A 21193-nucleotide genomic window follows, 5' to 3' on the forward strand; every position below is an offset into this window, starting at 1 on the left:
TCGCTCCGTAATTACTTCTTAGCTGCTTCGATAAGTTCGATGAAATGATCGAACAATGGGGCACAGTCATGTGGACCAGGGCTAGCTTCAGGGTGACCCTGAAAACTGAATGCTGGTTTGTCAGTGCGATGAATACCTTGGTTTGTACCATCAAACAGTGAGCGATGTGTCACTTTTAAGTTTGCAGGTAAAGTACTCTCGTCAACAGCAAAGCCGTGGTTTTGAGAAGTAATCATCACTGTACCTTTCTCAAGGTTTTGTACAGGATGGTTAGCGCCGTGGTGACCATGGTTCATTTTCATGGTTTTCGCACCAGAAGCGAGTGCCAAAATTTGGTGACCTAAACAAATACCAAATACAGGTAAGTTGGTTGTATCAACAATGGTTTTCACTGCTTCAATGGCATAATCACATGCTGCTGGATCACCAGGACCATTCGATAAGAACACGCCATCTGGATTGAGTGCGAGTACTTTCTCAGCAGATGTTTGTGCAGGAACAACAGTCAATTTACAACCACGGTCTGCAAGCATACGTAAGATGTTGGTTTTGACACCATAATCGTATGCAACAACATGAAATTTTAATTCTGGTTGAGTGAAACCTTCACCCAAAGTCCAAGAGCCTTCAGTCCATTCAAAACCTGTCGGATCACAGCATTCTTTCGCAAGATCGAGACCGTTTAAACCGCCAAATGCACGTGCTTTTGCAATTGCTTCTTCTTCTGTAATATTTTCGCCAGCAAGGATGCAACCATTTTGTGCACCTTTGTCGCGTAGAATACGAGTCAATTTACGCGTATCAATATCAGCAATCGCAACAACATTATGTTGTTTTAAATATTCACTCAATGATTGTTCAGCACGGAAATTACTATGTAATAAAGGCAGATCACGAATAATTAAACCATTCGCCCATACTTTATGGATACGACCTGATTCAACGTCTTCACTATTACAGCCAGTATTTCCAATATGAGGATAAGTCAACGTCACAATTTGTTGTGCGTAGCTTGGGTCGGTCAAAATTTCTTGATAACCAGTCATGGCAGTGTTAAAAACGACTTCACCAGTCGTACTACCCGATGCACCGATAGACGTTCCTTTAAAGATCGTTCCATCTGCGAGGGCTAAAATGGCGGGGGTGCTCAAACCAAAGCTCCTGAACTAAGACCACAAAAATAGGGCTGTAAAAAAGCGAGAAGACATAAAAAAAGGCAGGCCGTCTTTAAAAAAACATGCCCCTCCTTCCAGTCTGCTCGCTTGTAACTTAACAGCGCATTATACGCATGAGTCCGTGAAAAGTCTATGTGTTTTATTTATTAAAGTCGGGAATTATCGAATTCTTTTTAAACAAGCGGACCAAGGTGTCTATTGCAAAATCGCTCATCTAGATATCGTTATCATGAGATATTATGCAAATTGTTAGACAATTTTTTCCGTGTTTGAGATATAGCCGTTTTATCTTATAGCTAGCCAAAAAATCAACAATCAATAATGAGGGGAATCAAAATGGCTGACAATCAAACAACACCTGCAACTGCTGAAGAAGTGAAAGCTGCTGTAGTTGAAAAAACCACGAAAGCGAAAGAAGTGGTTGCTGAAAAGACTGCTGAAGTGAAAGAAGTGGTTGCTGAGAAAACTGCAAAAGCGAAAGAAGCGGTTGCAGAAAAAACAGCAAAGGCAAAAGAAGTGATTGCTGAAACTCAAGAGCAAGCCAAAGAAGTTCTTGCTGAAACTCAAGGTCAAGTGAAAGAAGCTTTAGCGGAAACTCAAGAAAAAATTGAGACTGAAGCAAAAGAGTTAAACCAAAATATTCAAAATCAGCTTGTACAGATCAAACAAGATCTTTTAGAGCGCATTGAAGTGATTAAAACTCAACTTAATTCATCGCAAGGTAACTTACTTGAATTAAAAAATGCATTAAAAACAGAGTTAAATGCATTGATCGAAGATTTAACTAAAGTGAGCAAAGAATTGAAAGATGACATTAGTCAAATTTCAGTAAAGCATAAAGATACTTTGGTTGTAAGCCTTAAACGCACTAAAGAGCAAGCTGTTGAAGCTTGGAATAAAGTACGCGCAAGCTAATAAATTGTATGCATAAAAAAAGCGAGAATTTTTCTCGCTTTTTTTATGTGCAAAACATTAGAACTGATGTAACCAGTCACGTTTGTTATGAAAGTCAGCTTGAGGGCTACTGTGCTGCATTGCAAAATACTGCATATCTTGCGTGGTATTCAATACCATAGTTAAACCGAGGTATAAGTCAGACCATTTCAATTTATGTTGTTGCATAAATTGAGACAGATCTAAACTGACGTTCAAACCATAGTGGGTCCGCTGTAAATGATTCAGCTCAATGTCATACGCAGCGATTGGCGGCATATTTTCAGGAAAGCGATATTCTTCAAATTGATAGACTTGCCAAGCTTGAGAAGGGGAAAGATTAATTTCACGATAGAAATCTTCACCTTTCACACCAATAAAAATCTCAAAGCAAGTTTGTTCCCATAAAAAGTCTTGACGTGGATGTGCCGCGACTTGATCTGGGTAGATCAAAAATTGATTTGGGTCACGAACCCAAAAACCAACATTTAGGGTTGCTGGCGTTTGTTGCTCAATCGCTCCAACTACGGTAATGGCGCTAAAGCGATCAAAGGCAGACAGTTCATAACTTGCCATTGTAATTATTTATTACTTAAATGAGCAAAACGAACTAGGTTAGAAAGGTGTTGGTTTTGTTTCGCTGCTTTTTTATAGAGCAAAACAATTTTACCAATTTTCTGTACAGACTCTGCACCTGTTGCTTCAACAATCGCGTCAATCACTGCTGCACGCGCATCACGGTCTTCGCCCGCAATTTTCACTTTGATTAACTCGTGATCATTCAGCGCACGATTTGTTTCTTCAATGACGTTTTCTGTAAGACCTTGGCTACCAATCATTACAACTGGATTAAGCGCATGGCCAATTTGACGTAAACGCTTGCGTTCATGGATAGATAAAGCCGCCATTAAAAATACCTGATTGGAAAAACGACCTAGTATAACTTGCATCCTGAATCTAAGATAGATTGAGCAGACCAGCACTTGAAACAAAAATGTGAAAATCGCTAAAAATCATCAATCGTGTTGATCGAAAAAAATCTGTAAAACTTCGTGTGAATGAAGTACATCCGTACTGTAATGAGAGTAATTTTCACGTACAATGACTGATCAGAAGTTTTTTGAAATTTAGTGAGTTATGGCAACACGCATTACCAATCAAAAATTGTCTAAAAGCAGTCGTGTGTGGATGCGAGAGCATTTGGATGACCCTTTTGTCAAAAAAGCACAAAAGGAAGGTTATCGTGCACGGGCCGCATATAAACTACTTGAAATCCAAGAAAAATATAAAATGATCAAGCCTGGTATGACGGTTGTCGACTTAGGTGCGGCACCAGGCAGTTGGTCTCAAATTGCAGGTAAACTGGTGGGATCCAAGGGCTTGGTGATTGCTTCAGATATCCTCGCAATGGATGCACTTCCAGATGTGACCTTTTTACAAGGTGACTTCCGTGAAGAAGAAGTTTTCGAAAAATTGTTAAATATTTTAAATGGACGTCAAGTAGACATTGTAATTTCAGATATGGCCCCCAATACATCAGGTAATAGGGCTGTTGATCAACCGCGTCAAATTTACTTATGTGAATTGGCTTTGGATTTTGCTCAGAAAGTTCTCGGACCAAACGGACAGTTTATTGTTAAAGTGTTCCAAGGGACGGGATTTGATGAATTCCGAAAACAGGTGGTCGATAGTTTTGATGTATTAAAAACAGCCAAACCTGCGGCATCACGTGCTCGATCGAAAGAAGTTTTTTTGATTGGCCAAGGTCGTAAAAAGGCATTGCAATAAAAGTGTACTTGCCAAGTTGTTAAAAATTGTGCATTTTGTACCTTTTAAGTTTTTTGCAACGCAAATTCATTGCTGTTTTTGTGAAGGTCAGCCAAGATTAGGTATGATCAAATTAGATTGATATGGGAATAAAGCCTTGAGCGATTACTTCAAGAATGCCGTATTGTGGCTCATCATACTCGGTGTTCTGATTTTGATTTTTAGCAACGTCAGTGACCGCAATAAGCCTGCAGCGATGAAATATTCTGATTTCGTTGCAGCGGTGAATGCTGGGCAAATTAAACAAGTCACAATTGACGGTTTAAATATTAATGGTGAAAAAACCAATGGTTCTGCCTTTGAGACGGTTCGTCCTCAAGTAGAAGACACTGAGTTGCTACCAAGCTTGAATAAACAAAATGTAGTTGTTGAAGGCACAGCGCCACAACGTCAAGGCATTTTGATGCAACTTCTCATTGCGAGTTTCCCTGTATTGCTCATCATCTTATTATTCATGTTCTTCATGCGTAATATGGGCGGTGGAGCAGGCGGCAAAAACGGTCCTATGAGTTTTGGTAAGTCAAAAGCGAAAATGTTATCTGAAGATCAAATCAAGTTAACATTTAGTGATGTTGCAGGCTGTGACGAAGCAAAACAAGAAGTGGTTGAAATCGTTGATTTCTTAAAAGACCCTGCCAAATTCAAACGTCTTGGTGCGACCATTCCTCGTGGTGTATTGATGGTTGGTCCTCCGGGTACGGGTAAAACGTTGTTGGCGAAAGCGATTGCCGGTGAAGCTAAAGTTCCATTCTTTAGTATCTCGGGTTCTGACTTCGTTGAAATGTTTGTCGGTGTTGGTGCATCTCGTGTCCGTGACATGTTCGAACAAGCAAAACGCCATGCACCATGTATTATCTTTATTGATGAGATTGATGCAGTTGGTCGTCATCGTGGTTCGGGTACAGGTGGTGGTCATGATGAGCGTGAACAGACCCTGAACCAGATGCTTGTTGAAATGGATGGTTTTGAAGGCAATGAAGGTGTAATCGTTATTGCTGCAACCAACCGTGTTGATGTATTGGATAAAGCATTACTTCGTCCAGGTCGTTTTGACCGTCAAGTGATGGTCGGTTTACCAGACATCCGTGGTCGTGAGCAAATCTTGAATGTTCACTTGAAGAAACTTCCTTCTGTGACAGGTGTAGATCTTAAAGTTCTTGCACGTGGTACACCAGGATTCTCAGGTGCGCAACTTGCGAACTTAGTCAATGAAGCTGCATTGTTTGCTGCTCGCCGTAATAAAAACACGGTGGATATGCATGATTTTGAAGATGCCAAAGACAAGATCTATATGGGTCCTGAACGTAAATCGATGGTGATTCGTGAAGAAGAACGTCGTGCAACGGCTTACCATGAAGCGGGTCATGCGATTGTTGCTGAAATCTTACCGGGTACTGACCCTGTGCATAAAGTAACGATTATGCCACGCGGTTGGGCATTGGGTGTGACTTGGCAGCTTCCTGAGCAAGATCAAACCAGCCATTATAAAGATAAGATGTTGAATGAACTTTCGATCTTGTTTGGTGGTCGTATTGCAGAGGAAGTCTTTATTAACCAAATGTCGACAGGTGCATCTAACGACTTTGAACGTGCAACTAAAATGGCGCGTGCAATGGTGACCAAATATGGTATGTCTGATGCGCTTGGTGTAATGGTTTATGAAGATGAAAACCAAAATGGTTTCTTCGGTAATGTGGGTAGTCGTACGATTTCTGAAGCTACACAACAAAAAGTAGATGAGGAAGTTCGTCGTATCTTGGATCAACAGTATAAAGTTGCACGTGATATCTTGGAAAATAACAAAGATATCGCTCATGCAATGGTGAAAGCGTTGATGGATTGGGAAACAATCGATCGTGATCAAATCCGTGACATCATGGAAGGTCGTGAACCACAACCACCTAAAGTTTATGTTGCTGAAAATCCAGTGGCTGCATTTGAACCACCGAAAGATGGTCCATCTACACCACCACCATTACCAGCAATGGGCTAAATCAAGATGAAATAAAAAGAGCGGCTTCGGTCGCTCTTTTTTTGTTTGTATTTTGCCCTAAACTGAAAATAAATCAGCAACGTTCTAGAGGCTGTGTTGTTAAAATAAGCCCGTTAAAGTACCAAGAGTCTTGATCATGCAGTTGATGCCATTACCACAATATCAGTTACAGTGTGGCCGTTTTAAATTAGATCTCTCTCAGCCTCATGTAATGGGCATCTTGAATGTCACTCCTGATTCATTTAGCGATGGTGGGCAGCACCATCAAAAAGATCAAGCGATCAAACATGCTTTACAGATGCTTGAAGAGGGTGCAACCATCATCGATATTGGTGGAGAATCGACACGTCCAAATGCATCACCTGTGGCGCTAGCAGAAGAAATTCGTCGAGTGATTCCTGTGGTTGAAGCCCTCTCAAATTATGATGTAATTATGTCGATTGATACCAGTCAGCCAGAAGTGATGCGTGCTGCCGTACAAGCTGGCGCACATATCTGGAACGATGTTCGTGCATTAACACGTCCACAGGCCTTGGAAACCGCTGCTGAGCTGAATATTCCTGTGGTGCTGATGCATATGCGTGGTGAACCGACCAATATGAATCAGCTCGATCAATATGATGATGTGACGGAAGATGTGATTTTTGAATTGCAGCAACGCTTGGATCAAGCAATTGCAGTGGGAGTGAGAAAAGAAAATATTATTATCGATCCTGGTTTTGGCTTTGCCAAAAATGCGCTGCAAAATTTTCAATTATTGAATGAGTTTTGGAAGCTCAATCGAATGGGCTACCCAATCTTATCGGGCCTTTCACGTAAACGTTTTATCGGTGAAGCCTTAAATGGTGTACCTGCGCAAGAGCGCACTGTCGGCAGTGTGACAGGGCATCTATTCAGTATTCAGCAGGGAGCAAGTATCGTTCGTGCCCATGACGTTAAGGCCACTCGCGATGCGATAAAAGTCTGGAATAGGATGCAAGCTTATTAAGCTTGTATACTTCAATAGGGCTCAAGGGCTCTATTGACTTGCTGAATCAGATTAAATATAACAAATGTATAATGAAGATGAGTGATATTAAAAAATGGAAAATAAAACAATTACATATAAAAGTTTATGGGTGTTTGCCCTGATTCTGAGTCTCGGTTTTATAGTTTCTGCTGCGGTGATGGGTTATGCGCTTAAACAGTTTAATAGCACCAAAAATTCAATTACAGTCAAAGGCTTAGCTGAGAAACCAATTCAAGCAGATTCAGCACGTTGGGAAATCAACTTACAAACCAACCACACTTCAGACACGATCCCAGAAGCTTATCAATTACTCGATCAACAAATGAAAGCATTACAGGCTTTTTTTGTTGAACATGGCTTTAAGGCCGCGGATATGCAACTCGGGAATAAGCGTTCTCAATCTTATTATGAGGAAGTTGATACAGGCGAGGGACGCATCAAGCGTGAGTTTAAAGGCTATATGGCATTACAATCCCTAGTGATCAGTAGTCGCGATATCAAGAAGATTGAACAGGCAGCCAAAGAAGCTTATCTACTGGATGAAAAAGGCATAGCCATTGAACAGAAACCTGAATATCTAGTGTCGAATTTAGAAGAAATCAAAATGTCTCTGATTGCCAATGCAACTAAGAATGCCTATAGCCGTGCCAATGAATTTGCCAAAGTCGGTGGTGTAAAAGTGGGGATGATGCGCTCAGCCAGCCAAGGTGCATTTTATATCCTGCCAGAAAGCGGCTCGGATGATGACAGTGATTATGGTGGTGCTTATGACAAGGCCACCATTAATAAAATTGCCCGTGTGGTAGTCACCATCAATTATGCGATTGAATAGAACTTCAGCTGTAGATCATGAATAACCAATTCTAGAAAGATACATTCGAATACGATGTATCTTTCTTTTTTTGCATACAATTCTCTGTATATCGACTTTATTTGAAAAAACAAAATACAATTGGGAATTGAACAATGCATCAATCAACAAAAATATTAACATTAACTGTGCTGAGTTATATGGTGATGGCGTGTAGTACACCTGTCAAACACTATGATCAGGTTGCAGTTGAAACTTCGATGCCCGTATCGCCAGCACCAATTAACTTCTCAAATCAGGGATTGGCACAAACGCGTAAGATGATTGCACCTGCATCTTATATTGCGGTGATGCCGACTATGGAGAGACCACGTTTAGAACAGAACACTGAAAAATACCAAAAAAATGAGGTCAATCCTGTTCATCGTGTGGCTGTTCAAGCCGTTTCAACTTTTAGTATTGATGTAGATACAGGTAGTTATACTAACACACGCCGTTTCTTGAATGATGGCCGACTACCACCCGTCGATGCAGTCCGTGCCGAGGAAATGATTAACTATTTTGATTATCAATACCCACAACCAAATAGTATTCATCCATTTTCAGTCACCACTGAAACGGTGGATTCGCCGTGGAAAGAAAATGCCAAACTGATCAAAATTGGTATTCAGGCCAAAGATTTAAGCACTAAGCAATTGCCACCTGCCAATCTGGTTTTTTTGGTCGATGTTTCTGGCAGTATGGATGCCGCAGATAAATTACCTTTGGTTAAACAAACTTTGCGCTTACTCACTGAGCAACTTCGTCCACAAGATAAAGTCACCATTATTACTTATGCCAGCGGTGAAAAGCTGGTGCTAGAACCGACTGCTGGTGACCAAAAAGATAAAATATTGGCTGTGATTAATGCATTACAGGCAAGTGGGGCAACCGCAGGTGAGCAAGCCATTCAACTGGCCTATAAGCAGGCTGAAAAAGCCTTTGTGAAAAATGGTATTAACCGCATTTTACTGGCGACGGATGGTGATTTTAATGTCGGTATTACTGATTTTAGTACCTTAAAAGGCATGGTGGCTGAAAAACGCAAAAGTGGGATTTCTTTAACCACATTGGGCTTTGGCACAGGGAACTATAATGAGCAACTCATGGAACAACTGGCGGATGCAGGCGATGGCAATTACAGTTATATCGACAATAAAAATGAAGCGAAAAAAGTAGTACAGCGTCAGCTTTCTTCAACCCTTGCAACTGTTGCTCAGGATGTCAAAATTCAGGTCGAATTTAACCCTGCGACGGTGAAAGAATATCGCTTGGTTGGCTATGAAAACCGAATGTTGAAACAGGAAGATTTTAATAATGACAAGGTTGATGCAGGAGATATTGGGGCAGGTCACAATGTCACAGCAATTTATGAAATCGTTCCAGTCGGTCAACAGGGCTGGCTCAATGATTCACGTTATCAGGAATCTACAAAAACAGAGACAACGAAAAAGTCTGAATATGCCTTTGTAAACTTGCGCTATAAATTGCCAAATCAAGAGAAGAGCATCCTTTTAAACCAAACCGTAAAAGTTGAAAGTAAGCCTCTTGCTCAAGCCAATAACGATACCCGTTTTGCGATTGCGGTTGCATCGTATGCTCAGCAGTTAAAAGGCGGGCAGTACAATGGCGCATTGGGATGGGATCAAATTATCCAATTGGCACAACAATCAGCGAAACCTGATCCTTATCAGATGCGGGAGGAATTTGTCGAGTTAGCGAAGATTGCCAAAAGCTTAAGTGCTAAAAAAGATTAAACATTGCTTTTGGGAAATGGTCGGAAAGTATAATGTTACTGACCATTAAATCAGAATGATTTCAATAATAGAAGAAATGATAGTTAAGATGAAAACACCACTCATTCGATCAAGTCAGTTAAGTGAACTAAATAATTGCAATGTTTGGTTGAAAATGGAATCTGCTCAGCCTACAGGCTCATTTAAGCAGCGTAGTATTGGTAATGCCTGTTTAAAATATGCTGAAAAAGGCGCAAAGAAATTTGTGAGCTCTTCTGGTGGCAATGCAGGGATCTCCGTTGCGTATATGGGCAAGCTGTTAGGTATTACAGTAACGGTCGTTGTCCCGAAAACAACCTCACAAAAAGCAATTGATTTAATGCGGCAGGAAGCTGCTGAAGTGATTGTGCATGGTGATTCCTGGATTGAAGCCAATGAACTCGCACTCTCTTTTGTCAGTGAGGAAGCTATTTATATTCACCCTTTTGATGGTCAATATCTGTGGGATGGCGTCGCTTGTATTATCGATGAAGTGGTTGCAGAGGGAGTACGGCCTTCAGCAGTGGTTTTATCTGTTGGTGGGGGGAGTTTACTTTCTGGTGTTGCGCAAGGTTTGCAAACGCATCAGTTGGATATTCCTATTTATGCAATCGAAACAGAAGGCACAGCATCTTTAAATACCTCAATACAACTTGGGCAGCATATTAGCTTAGAACATGTCACAGGTATTGCAACCACACTTGCAGCAAAAAGGGTCTGTGAGCAAGCATTTAAGATCGCTCAACAGCAAAATGTTCAGGGAATAACGGTTGCTGATCCAGATACAGTAAGTGCATGTTTAAAATTCTTAGATGATCATCGTACCTTGGTCGAGCCTGCCTGTGGAGCAACTTTGTCGATTTTATATGATCAAAAAGTTAACTTTAGTCCATCTGATGATGTACTGGTGATTGTTTGTGGTGGTGCTTCGATTACCTTTGAACAGCTTTCGAAATATGCTGAGCAATTTGCTGAACCGGTCACGATGTAGATCTATTGGTTATATACCATCACTTTTCTCATAGCTAGGATGTATTAGCGCGGTAGATGGTCTAAATAACTTCTAAAAAATGCGGTCGGAAAAACCGCTTTTTTTATGTCTAAATATCGTGATTTTGGTCGGATTATGTTATAAGCATGGCGTTTTATTGGCATATTATTTTTTATGTTTGAAAATTTACTCCTCCCCATGTTTGATGACGAATATTATCCCGATATTCTTGTCGCTGAAGTGAAGCAACATATCCATCGCTTTTCAAAAAAGGTCAGTCGCACAGACTTATCTGATACTGAAATTTATCGTTATGCAAATCAGACCTTGATTGAAATTAACGAAATGAAGCCGCAATTTGAAGACTTAGACTCAAGTTTAGATGACACTGCCGCAGATTACATTGCTGAAGCTATGATGATGGTGGTGCAAGATGTCGGTTACTTCGACATTGAAATGGAAGAATTGATTGCCAATCGAGAGTGGTAGAAATCACTCTCGTTGGTTTTTTATAATAAGAACAACTATTTCGCAGCAGCTTCAGGCCAAAGCTTAGGCAAAACAATTTGCCCCGAAATCCATGCTTCAATTTTAGGCTGTTTGATTCGTTGATAATACTGACTCTCACTCTTGATCAACAAACCTAAAGTATCACCCTGCTTAAGTTGTCCATAGACACTAGGTAACTCGATGGATTGTGCTGTTCCCATTTGATCGTTTAAGCCCAATCGAATCTGATCATAACTTCTTTTTTGAGTTGGATTAAATGGCACAGTCTGATCATTTAAAATTGTATATTTCCCTGTAACTTTTGATTTCACCGCAACAGAAATAAATAGCGTCGCAACTGCATATTCAGGCGCTGTTTCCATCTTGAGAGTGAGTTGGGGAGAGCCTGTCATTGAAGTCGGTTGTGAGGCTGTATGGATTGGAACAAATACAGCTTGAGCCCTAGTCGGAGCAATCCAAGTTTTTTTCAGGTTATATGCTATTACTGGCTTAAGATCAGTAAGCCGATTCACTGGGCTCTGATCGACACATAATTCAGGTAAAGATTCGGTTGGTATTTGATCTTTTAACTTTTGATTAAACCAAGCCAAGATGGTTTTTTGTAAATTATAGTGCTGCTGCTGACCACAACTGACTGATTTACCGATATACCAAAATGGCGTGCTTCCGAGCGGAGAATGTTGGGTAAAAGGCTGCAAATGCCCCCCTTGTACGCCAATTAAATGTACTTCTCGCTGAGCCTGTTGTAGGCATTGTGCAGCTTTGACACCCTCATTAAAAGGGAACAATACATCCCTGAATCCTTGAATGATTAGTGCATCTGCTTGAGGTGCCTGATGATGACTACAAAACCAGCTGGCTTGGTGTGTTTTAAGAAAATCGTAGGTGGATTGCTTTAATTTTCCGTGTTGCGTATCCAGATAAGCCTGCTTGAGTTCAGGATCAAATTTATTCCAGTTCCACCAATCTCCAATCAGATTGAGGAAACTAATCCAGTTACTTTTAGGAATACCATTGGGTGCAAGGCTATGCACAATATCATACCAAGTGGTAATTGGAACAATGGCCTGTAAACGTGGATCTAAAGCAGAAGCAAGATATTGCACCCCGCCTGCATAAGATTCACCAATCATACCAGTACGAACACCATGCTGATTTTTTGTCAGTTGAGGCAAGTTTTTTTCAGCCCAGTTCATGATAGTGATGACATCTTGTGCTTCTTTTGCAGGATCTGTCAGCCGAATTTTGCCTTGACTGTCACCATGTCCCCGTTGATCGTAGCTGATTACCCAATAGCCATTTTGCCAAGCTGTTTTTGCTACCTGTCCTGTAGGTAAGAGAAATCCATACAAGCTGAGTTCAGGTCGTTTCATTCGAGAAAGACCAAAGCCATGGGTATGTAAAAGTAATGGGGCGGTTTGATCTGATCTTAGATGGGGTTGATAAACCGTAAAGGCGAGTACAGTCCCATCAGACGCTATTGTCTTCGCTTGATAATAGCGTTGTTTTAGCTCGGCTGTTTTGCCTGTAATTGTGGCTGATTGTGTTGTTGCGTGGACACAACCCTGCAAAACGAAGACCAGACTGAGGCAAAGCCATAAGACGTAAGAACGCATAGATTATTTCATCCTTGAACAAATCTTTGAGAAGTCACGCGGTGCGTAGACACAGTGTACTTGAGCCTGTGCCTCGATACTATCACTGATAGGCCATGTTGTTTGACCTATCAGTTTTCATGGTTATAACAGACGTGGTTTTTTGCGATAGGCATATAAAAATAAACCTAGACACAGGAACATTAAACCCAACACAAGATGTGAGCTTAATGCTTCGTGGTTGAGCCATACACCCCAAAAAGTGGCCAATACTGGCGTTACAATAGTAATCAGCATTACCGTTGTTGGGTTGAGTTTTTGAATGAGGTGAAAATAGAAAATCATGGCCAATACTGAGGAAAATAATGCGCTATAGAGCAGCGCCAAACTGGTTTGCAGGCTGGGTAACTGATTAGGCATTTCAGATAAGAAAAAAGGCAACAAACACAGATAACCGAACCATGAAACGATAGTTGAACCTGTGGTTTGAATGATCGGATGAATTTCTGCACCTACTTTTGCAACCATAAACATTGACAGCACGTAAAGTAAAACAGCGATGATTTCATAACACACACCAAGCAAATCGAGTTGAATATGCTCTGCTCCTATACCGAGTGTGAGTGATAAACCCAAAATTGCGAGACTAAGTCCATACCATTGGCGTTTTAAAAAATGTTCCCGTTTTAGGATAAATACAGCAATCAGACCAGACCATAGCGGAGCAGTGCCATAAATAATTGAGATCATGCCTGATGAAACACGAGTCGCTCCCATATAACAAAAAGTCATTGAACCCAATAAGCCAATCGCACCTACCGCATAGCTGATGAAGGCTGTATACGTGAAGTCGAGTTTGAGTCGAAAATAAAGCAAGCACATATACGCCAAAGGAATGGCCAAACTGAACCGAAAAAATAATCCCCACGCCCAATGAATTTCATGCACCGTCAAGACTGCTGCCAATGGAGTCAATGACCAAATCAGCACGACTGCAATGAATTGACCGACTGTAGCAAGGCGAGGGTGAATAGGGGCTACAGTCGGTTGGATCTGTGTGCTGGGTATAAAACTCTTTTCTGGTAACTGCGTCATGGTCATGCTCCTGTGATAACAACGGTCGGTTGAATGGTCGTAAATTTAGGCAATAAAAAAGGTCGCTGTTGAGGCGACCTTTGTGTTCATATGATGTTTTTTTTATTTCTCATCGGATGAATCTGTGCAAAGTCTCCTCGCATGAACATACAGACACGTCGCCATGCGGCATTGACAGAAATGCGATGCGAAATGGCAATAAGACGTGAAGAGGAAATTTTGTGGATCAACATATCAAAGAATCTAAATTGGATCAGTTTTTTATAGCACAAGGTTTGGATGAAAAATAGTCATTTTCTCAAATCAAGATAAAAATATCAGTAAAGAAAATAAGTCATTTAGCATTGCTTAAATTGCGGATTTTTCCATAATGATTGCAATCAAATCTTGAAAGAAGTCTGCTCTTGTCTGCTTTAGAAATCGTTGCAGTGATTATTAGTCTGATGGGTGTGACATTGACCATCCGACGCAATATATGGTGCTGGTGGTTTAATTTTCTGGCTTGTGGGTTGTATGCCTATTTTTTCTTTACCATAAAACTGTATGGTGAAACGATCCTGCAATTTTTCTTTATCTTGATGAATGTTTATGGATTCTATTATTGGTTGAAAGGCAAGCGTCAGGATCATGATATTCGGATTGAACCCATTGCCAAGCCCCTTGTGTTGTTCCAAATGTGTTTAGCGGTGGTGTTTGGCTTAATCTTTGGTTTGATTCTTAAACACTTTACCGATGCTGCTGTACCGATGCTCGATTCACAGTTGGTGGCGTTTAGTTTACTGGCGACCTATTGGACCAGCCGTAAGCATATTGCAACATGGATCCTCTGGATTTTTGTCAATATCATCTATGTAGGCATGTTTATCTACAAAGAAGTTTTCCTGACCGCAGGGCTCTATGCCGCCTTTGTCGGGCTGGCTGCTTATGGCTGGTGGCAATGGCAACAGGTCAAGCAAAAACAGCATAGCCATGCATAAATAAGGGCAGCTGAGGCTGCCCTTAAATTTGAAACAAGTCTTATTTTACCGTGGCTTGATAACTTTGTACTGCCTGGCGGCCCAATGCTGGATCATCGGTAAAGATACCATCTACACCTGCTTTGAAATACAGCTGCATTTCCTTTATTGAACCTGCGGCACAACGTTCCGCTTCTTTGGCTTTATCTGCGCTACATTTTAAGCTGGCTGGCAGGAAGTTATTTTCAGGCCGGAAGGTATATGGATGCACCTTTAGCCCCGCCTGATGAGCATCGGTCACAAAAGAAGTGGTTTGCATGGTTTCTTGGTCGATAATATAAGGTTTCCATGGTCCTACACCATTTGCATATTTTGCAACGTCTTTTAATCCCTGTGCAGTTGCCATATTGCCATAGGTAGTCGCGATATTTTGAGCGACATAATCCGCAGGGCGTACTGTTTTTTCATCATAAAGCTGGATCAGTTGGGCATGTTTAACACTCTTATGTAAATCCAGTTGGTTTTTCAAATATTTTAAATTGCCAACTTCGAAAGATTGTAGATAAATTGGTGCAATATCGCGAGTGTATTGATATTTAGACAGCGTTTTAAGTAGCGTGTCTTCCATCGCCAAATTTTGTTTTTGGAAATAGGTCGGATGTTTAGTTTCAATATACAAGCCAATAATCTTGCCGGTTTTTTTATAATGCGCATCAGCAAGTTCAATGATCTGCTCTAAAGTCGGAACAGGATAGAGATCATTATATTTTTGATTGTCTGGTCGAAATTGCGGAATACGTTCACGTGCTTTCAGTTGTTGTAATTCGTTTAAAGTAAAGTCTTCCGTAAACCAACCGTTATCAAAACGTGTCCCATCAATCACTTTAGTTTTTTTACGATCCGCAAATTGAGGTAGGGTAGAAACATTGGTGGTGCCACCAATTTCATTTTCATGTCGAGCGACCAAAACACCATCTTTAGTTGAAACTAAATCTGGTTCGATGAAGTCAGCACCATCATCAATGGCTTTTTGATAAGACGCAAGCGTATGTTCTGGTCGAAGTGCACTGGCACCACGATGTCCAATCACTAAAATTTTTGGCAGTTGATATTCAGGTTGAGTGGTATTACTTTGATTATTATTGTCATCATTACAGCCTGCAAGACTGATCAGGCAGAGACAAAGCGCAGCTTTTTTAAACATGAATAAACTCATCAGTTTTTATCTAAGCGCCTAGTTTGAAAGCTAAAGTTATCAAATCAATGACAGTTGTATGATGGTTTGATGAAATTATGAAGAATTCTACAGTTGAGATTTGAAAAATAAAAAAATCCAATTTAGATAGAAGCCCAAACTGGATTTTTTATTCATGATTGTTAAGACTTATGCTTCCAATACGGCCAATTGATTTCTGGGGTAAATTGATAATTTTCATCTTGCCAATAAGACTGTTTTGGCGATGATTTATCTTTAAGCCCCATGATATGCATGAGATTATTATCAAGTTCTGCGGTATTTAAGGTCTTGTCTTTATTTACCCCAGTCGCCAGCATTTTATCAGACCACATAATTACAGGAACTTGATAACCAGCTTTGGTATTTGGACTATGTCCCGCATAATCGATTTCATGTCCAACTTCATTGCCATGATCCGATACAACGGTGAACGATCTAAAGTCTGGCACTGCATCTGCTCTCAAATCATCTAGAAACTTTGCTAACAGAGAGTCTTCGTATAAAACTGCATTATCGTAATCATTACGCAGTGAGCGAATCCAGGGATCAATATTTCGATTTTTAAGTTCCATTTCAACTTGATCATTACTGGTACTGGTAAATTTATTGAATGCAGATGGATAACGTTCTTTATAATTTGGATGAGCGCCAATCAAATGAAGAATAATTAACTTTTTCGGTTCAGGGTCTGCCAACGCTTGTTGATAATCAGGGATTAAGCTTTCATCCAAAGACGTACTACTTCGCCCGGAACGGGTGTTTTTATACACGGCTTTATCGGCATAGGAACCAAACAGAGAGGACAAATAGGTGTCATCTTGGTTACTGAGCCAATAAATCTTATAACCAGCAGCACGTGCATAGGCCAATACACTTTCGGATGAATATTTATCATGTTCTGCGGCTGGACTTTCGGTCAATAGAACACGTAGTGCATTGATAGTAGATGGTGCTGGAGAAAAGGCATTACAGAAGACATTAATCTCAGCAAGTCGCTTTGTCATTTCAGGTGTGGTATCTCGCGGATAATCGCATACGCCTAAGTTTAGACTGGTGAGACTTTCTGAAAGGATCAAGACATGGGTTTGTTTTCCTTTGGCTTGGTCTGTCAGCACTAAATTATTTTTTGCACTCAGATCCCATTGATGATGCACATCTTTATGTTGCTTAATTCTATCTTTAAAATCCTGAATTTTAGTTTGGAACTCAGACCAAAATATAACAGGGTGAACCTTGCGAGAAGGTTTCATTAAATAGCTGGTAGTGGCTAACAAGATCAGTAGAATAATGCAACTGCGATATACACGACTCTGCCAAAGGCGACTGAAATGAATCGGTTTAACCAGTTTGAATACAGCAAAGCTATACAGCGTGAGCGCGCTGAGCAAACCGAACACCACTGCTGCAATGGTAACGAGATGCAGTTGGATAAAACCCCAGCTTTCTTGTTGATTGGTATTGGCAATTGCTTCGATAATAAAATAGGCTTCATTATCACTATTGAATAAAAACCATGTACTGGAACGAAGTAGGGCATCGAGCCATGCGATGAACCACCAAGTAATGGTAAGAACATACCAATATATCTTTTGTCGCGTGATTGCTAGATAGATAAAAAAAACGCCCGGTAAAGATAAAAAGCCAAGCCTTAAACCATCAGACAAATTACCTGCGCCAATCAGCAAGCCTCCAGTAATGAATGCTGGAAGCAGGATAAGCAACAAGATATTAAAGTTTTTTAAGCTGGCCTTCATATATGACTAATAAAATGGGGGAGAGTTACCGAGCGTGCTAATATCGGTTTAAGTGGGGAATGTGTCAATTCCAAATTAAGAAGTATTTGATTGCACAGTAAATTAAATTAATTAAACAGCTAAACTGTTTACTCAGTGAAGAAATAGATCTTTCATTTATTGAAGCGTTGCAAAATCCATTATTTCTCCTCAATCCTCGCTTTTTGAAATGATATGTTAATAGGGATGGTGTTTGCTGCAAAGCTCGGTAATGATCGTAGATTGAAAGTGCCAAAATTTATCTATCTTTTTGAAAAATTGACTGTTTCAATAATGGAATGAGCAGCCATGTTATCTAAGTTTTTTATTCATCGCCCAATTTTTGCTGGAGTACTGGCAATCATTGTCATGGCTGTTGGTCTCTTCTCCATTTTAAATTTACCTGTAGAGCGCTATCCTGATATCGCACCGCCGCGAATCACGGTTGCAGCAAATTATAGTGGTGCAGATGCCCAAGCGGTTGAAGATAGCGTTACCCAAGTTTTAGAGCAACAGATTAAAGGGATTGATCACCTGCTGTATTTCAACTCTAGCAGTGATGCCAGTGGTAATAGCCGAATTAGTCTGTTCTTTGAACAAGGGACTGACCCTGATCAAGCACAGGTACAGGTACAAAATGCAGTAAATGGTGCGATCAACCGTCTCCCAGAAGATGTACAGCGACAAGGTGTTAATGTCCGTAAGTCTTTGAGTGATTCCTTTATGGTCATTGGGCTTGGGGACAAGTCAGGACGTTCAAGTAATCTCGATATTTCAGACTATCTAACTAATAATTTTGAATTGAACCTGAGCCGCATTGAAGGTGTCGGTGAGGTCAGTGTGTTTGGATCACAATATGCGATGCGTATATGGTTGGATCCACAGCGCTTGGAACGTTATCAATTACAAGTCAGTGATGTACGTTCCGCGATTGAAAATCAAAATACCCAAGTTGCTGCTGGTGCAATTGGTGACTTACCCGCAGTCGACAACCAGTATTTAAATGCCAAGGTTACCTCTGGCTCACTTCTGCGTACACCTGAACAGTTTGAAAATATTATTGTTAAAGCCAACAGTGATGGCAGCTTTGTCTATTTAAAAGATGTAGCACGAGTTGAGGTGGGGGCGGAAAATTATCAGGTGTTTAACAGTCTGAATGGATATCCAGCTTCGGGGCTTTCATTATCATTGACTGTCGGTGCCAATGTGATGCAAGTGGCTGATGCCGTTTATAAAGAAGTTGCACGTTTAGAAAAAACCTTGCCCGATGGTTATTTTGTGGTTTATCCACGCGATGATACGCCGTTTGTAAAAGAGTCGATGTCACAAGTGGTTTCGACCTTGATCGAAGCGATTGGACTGGTTGTGTTGGTGATGTTTATCTTTCTGCAAAATTGGCGCGCAACACTTATTCCAGCAGTCACAGTTCCCGTGGTCATCCTCGGGACTTTTGCTGTTTTAGCGGTTCTCGGGATGAGTATTAATACGCTGACCTTATTTGCAATGGTATTGGCGATTGGACTGCTGGTTGATGATGCAATTGTTGTGGTTGAAAACGTTGAACGACTGATGCATGAGCAGCAACTCAGTGCCAAGGAAGCGTCAATCCAATCCATGCAGGAGATCAGTGGGGCTTTGGTCGGGATTACCTTGGTCCTGACCGCTGTTTTTATTCCAATGTCTTTCTTTAGTGGTGCAACAGGGATTATTTATCGACAGTTTTCGATTACTCTGGTTGTAGCAATGGGGCTTTCTTTATTGGTGGCGTTGATTCTAACACCCGCCTTATGTGCAATTTTATTGAAACCTCAACAGAAGCAAGCACGTTGGGCAATCTGGTTTAATCAATGTTTGGATGCAATTAAAAAGCGTTATCTCAATATTTCCAAAAAAGTCATTGCAGTAAAAGCGGTGTCCTTGATTGGCATTGTCGTACTGGTTGTTAGTTTTATCTGGGTGTATCGCGATCTGCCGACAAGTTTCTTGCCGCAAGAAGATCAAGGGATTTTGGGTGTTCAATTCCGGCTACCAGAAGGTACGCCAATGAGTAAGACTGAAGAGGTTGGTAAGCAGATCTCTGATTACTTCCTTGAGCATGAAAAAGCCAATTTGAATGGGGTGATGGTGATTCATGGACGTAACTTTTCAGGTACTGGACAAAACCTTGGTCAAGCCTTTGTGTCGTTAAAACATTGGGATGATCGTAAAGGGACAGAAAATAGTGCACAGCAAATTCGTGCAAGAGCGATGCAATATTTCTCAAAGAATAATCAAGCACGTATTATGGTATTAATGCCTTCGGTGATTCGTGGTTTAGGTAACTCCGATAAAATTGATTTTTGGTTGCAAGATACTCAAGGACTGGGGCGACAAAGCTTGGTGAATTCTTTCCAACAGTTGCAACAGCAAGGTAATGCACTCGATTCCGTCGAAAATGTCGATAAAAAGGGTAATGATGATCAAGCCGTATTAAATATCAAGATTGATCATAAGGCTGCCATGATCCATGGGCTGAATGTAAGTGAAATTAATCGCACCTTATCGACTGCGTGGAGTGGAAGTTATATCAATGACTTTATTGACCGTGGTCGAATTAAGCGAGTGTATTTACAAGGTGATGCGCCATATCGTTCCAAACCTGAAGATTTAAACTATTGGTATGTCAAAAATGCCAATGGTCAAATGGTACCATTTTCACAGTTTAGTCAGATTGCTTGGCAAGGTGCTCCACCGATGCTAGAGCGTTTTATGGGCTATCCAGCAATGAGCATGGAAGCAGACGCATCGAAAGGCTTTAGTAGTGGACAAGGCATGCAAGCAATTGCTGGTTTGGTTGATCAAATGCCAAATGTGGGTCTTGCGTGGAGTGGCTTGTCTTATCAAGAACAGCAATCCAGTAATCAGGCAATTTGGTTATATCTGATTTCTGTCGCCTTTATTTTCCTCTGTCTTGCGGCACTCTATGAAAGTTGGTCCATTCCAACAGTGGTGATTGCAGCAATTCCACTCGGCATTGGTGGAACCATTTTATTTAGTTATTGGTTTGGTTTCGCCAATGATATTTATTTCCAGATTGCACTACTGACTACCATTGGTTTGTCCTGTAAGAACGCCATTTTGATGGTCGAGTTCGCCGCAAGTTTGCAGCAACAAGGCCGTAACGCACTGGACGCTGCTTTAGAAGCAGCTGGGCTTCGTCTCAGACCGATTCTGATGACTTCAATCGCATTTGGTGCAGGTGTGATTCCATTAATGTTCTCGAGTGGGGCAGGGGCTTTAAGTCGACAGGCGATTGGTTATAGCGTATTCGGTGGTGTAGTTTTCGGTACGATTTTGGTCCTGATCTTTATTCCATTTATGTATGTACTGGTCAGAACCCTGTCTAAGTCGAAAGACAATCCAGTTGAAGTGTTAAAATAAGCTTCGGATAAACAACTGAAATGAACAATTCGCTGCGCAAAATAGCATTCGAATT

Annotated in this window: 17 protein-coding genes; 10 read left to right on the forward strand and 7 right to left on the reverse strand. The window is 40.9% G+C overall.

The annotated features are described in order from the left end of the window. Positions 1-11 precede the first annotated feature (11 nt). Entirely contained in the window at positions 12-1151 is a 1140-nt protein-coding gene (gene carA, locus F909_RS10865; RefSeq protein ID WP_005150398.1) for a glutamine-hydrolyzing carbamoyl-phosphate synthase small subunit, read from the reverse strand. A 360-nt stretch (positions 1152-1511) separates the two neighbouring features. On the opposite strand from carA, the gene F909_RS10860 reads away from it, so the two are divergent. After that, positions 1512-2090, forward strand: a complete 579-nt coding sequence (locus F909_RS10860; RefSeq protein ID WP_005150401.1) for a hypothetical protein — start codon at positions 1512-1514, stop codon at positions 2088-2090. A gap of 57 nt (positions 2091-2147) precedes the next feature. Here the strand turns inward: F909_RS10860 and F909_RS10855 are convergent, their stop codons facing one another. After that, positions 2148-2684, reverse strand: a complete 537-nt coding sequence (locus F909_RS10855) for a DOMON-like domain-containing protein (protein ID WP_005150402.1) — start codon at positions 2682-2684, stop codon at positions 2148-2150. Between the two features lie 5 nt (positions 2685-2689). Further along, a complete protein-coding gene (yhbY, locus tag F909_RS10850; protein WP_005150404.1) occupies positions 2690-3016 on the reverse strand; it encodes a ribosome assembly RNA-binding protein YhbY in 327 nt (108 codons plus the stop codon). Between the two features lie 229 nt (positions 3017-3245). Between yhbY and rlmE the strand changes: the two genes are divergently transcribed. The 7 genes from rlmE (at position 3246) to F909_RS10815 (ending at position 11042) form a co-directional block, all read left to right on the forward strand. Then, positions 3246-3896 (forward strand): 23S rRNA (uridine(2552)-2'-O)-methyltransferase RlmE, encoded by a 651-nt coding sequence (gene rlmE / locus F909_RS10845; protein WP_005150405.1) that lies wholly within the window; start codon positions 3246-3248, stop codon positions 3894-3896. Positions 3897-4032: 136 nt separating this feature from the next. Continuing rightward, positions 4033-5928 carry an ATP-dependent zinc metalloprotease FtsH gene (gene ftsH / locus F909_RS10840; RefSeq protein WP_005150407.1) on the forward strand — a complete coding sequence of 632 codons (1896 nt, stop codon included), beginning with the start codon at positions 4033-4035 and terminating at the stop codon, positions 5926-5928. Between the two features lie 136 nt (positions 5929-6064). Then, the gene (gene folP, locus F909_RS10835; protein WP_005150410.1) at positions 6065-6916 is read left to right on the forward strand and encodes a dihydropteroate synthase; all 852 of its coding nucleotides are present in this window, start codon (positions 6065-6067) and stop codon (positions 6914-6916) included. A 94-nt stretch (positions 6917-7010) separates the two neighbouring features. Next, positions 7011-7769, forward strand: a complete 759-nt coding sequence (locus F909_RS10830) for an SIMPL domain-containing protein (RefSeq protein ID WP_005150414.1) — start codon at positions 7011-7013, stop codon at positions 7767-7769. Positions 7770-7903: 134 nt separating this feature from the next. Then, positions 7904-9544 (forward strand): vWA domain-containing protein, encoded by a 1641-nt coding sequence (locus F909_RS10825; protein WP_005150418.1) that lies wholly within the window; start codon positions 7904-7906, stop codon positions 9542-9544. A gap of 88 nt (positions 9545-9632) precedes the next feature. Then, complete coding sequence (locus F909_RS10820) at positions 9633-10553, forward strand: pyridoxal-phosphate dependent enzyme (RefSeq protein WP_005150422.1); 921 nt, start codon at positions 9633-9635, stop codon at positions 10551-10553. A 174-nt stretch (positions 10554-10727) separates the two neighbouring features. After that, a complete protein-coding gene (locus F909_RS10815) occupies positions 10728-11042 on the forward strand; it encodes a DUF5713 family protein (protein WP_005150432.1) in 315 nt (104 codons plus the stop codon). 35 nt (positions 11043-11077) lie between these two features. Here the strand turns inward: F909_RS10815 and F909_RS10810 are convergent, their stop codons facing one another. Together F909_RS10810 and F909_RS10805 are read right to left on the reverse strand one after the other, a co-directional pair. Next, positions 11078-12679, reverse strand: coding sequence for an alpha/beta hydrolase family protein (locus F909_RS10810; protein ID WP_005150433.1), 1602 nt, complete (start codon positions 12677-12679; stop codon positions 11078-11080). A 123-nt stretch (positions 12680-12802) separates the two neighbouring features. Further along, positions 12803-13753: a DMT family transporter gene (locus F909_RS10805; protein WP_005150436.1), complete on the reverse strand. Its 951-nt coding sequence runs from the start codon at positions 13751-13753 to the stop codon at positions 12803-12805. A 404-nt stretch (positions 13754-14157) separates the two neighbouring features. Between F909_RS10805 and pnuC the strand changes: the two genes are divergently transcribed. Beyond that, positions 14158-14730, forward strand: coding sequence for a nicotinamide riboside transporter PnuC (pnuC, locus tag F909_RS10800; RefSeq protein ID WP_005150438.1), 573 nt, complete (start codon positions 14158-14160; stop codon positions 14728-14730). 40 nt (positions 14731-14770) lie between these two features. Here the strand turns inward: pnuC and F909_RS10795 are convergent, their stop codons facing one another. Together F909_RS10795 and F909_RS10790 are read right to left on the reverse strand one after the other, a co-directional pair. Next, entirely contained in the window at positions 14771-15913 is a 1143-nt protein-coding gene (locus F909_RS10795) for a glycerophosphodiester phosphodiesterase (protein WP_005150441.1), read from the reverse strand. A gap of 173 nt (positions 15914-16086) precedes the next feature. Next, on the reverse strand, positions 16087-17700 hold the full coding sequence (locus F909_RS10790) for a phosphoethanolamine transferase (protein ID WP_005150444.1): 1614 nt from the start codon (positions 17698-17700) through the stop codon (positions 16087-16089). Between the two features lie 327 nt (positions 17701-18027). Between F909_RS10790 and F909_RS10785 the strand changes: the two genes are divergently transcribed. After that, positions 18028-21138 (forward strand): efflux RND transporter permease subunit, encoded by a 3111-nt coding sequence (locus F909_RS10785; protein ID WP_005150447.1) that lies wholly within the window; start codon positions 18028-18030, stop codon positions 21136-21138. The last annotated feature ends 55 nt before the right edge of the window (positions 21139-21193 follow it).

Origin of the sequence: Acinetobacter sp. ANC 3929 (genome assembly GCF_000369405.1) — a bacterium.
Classification (GTDB): domain Bacteria; phylum Pseudomonadota; class Gammaproteobacteria; order Pseudomonadales; family Moraxellaceae; genus Acinetobacter.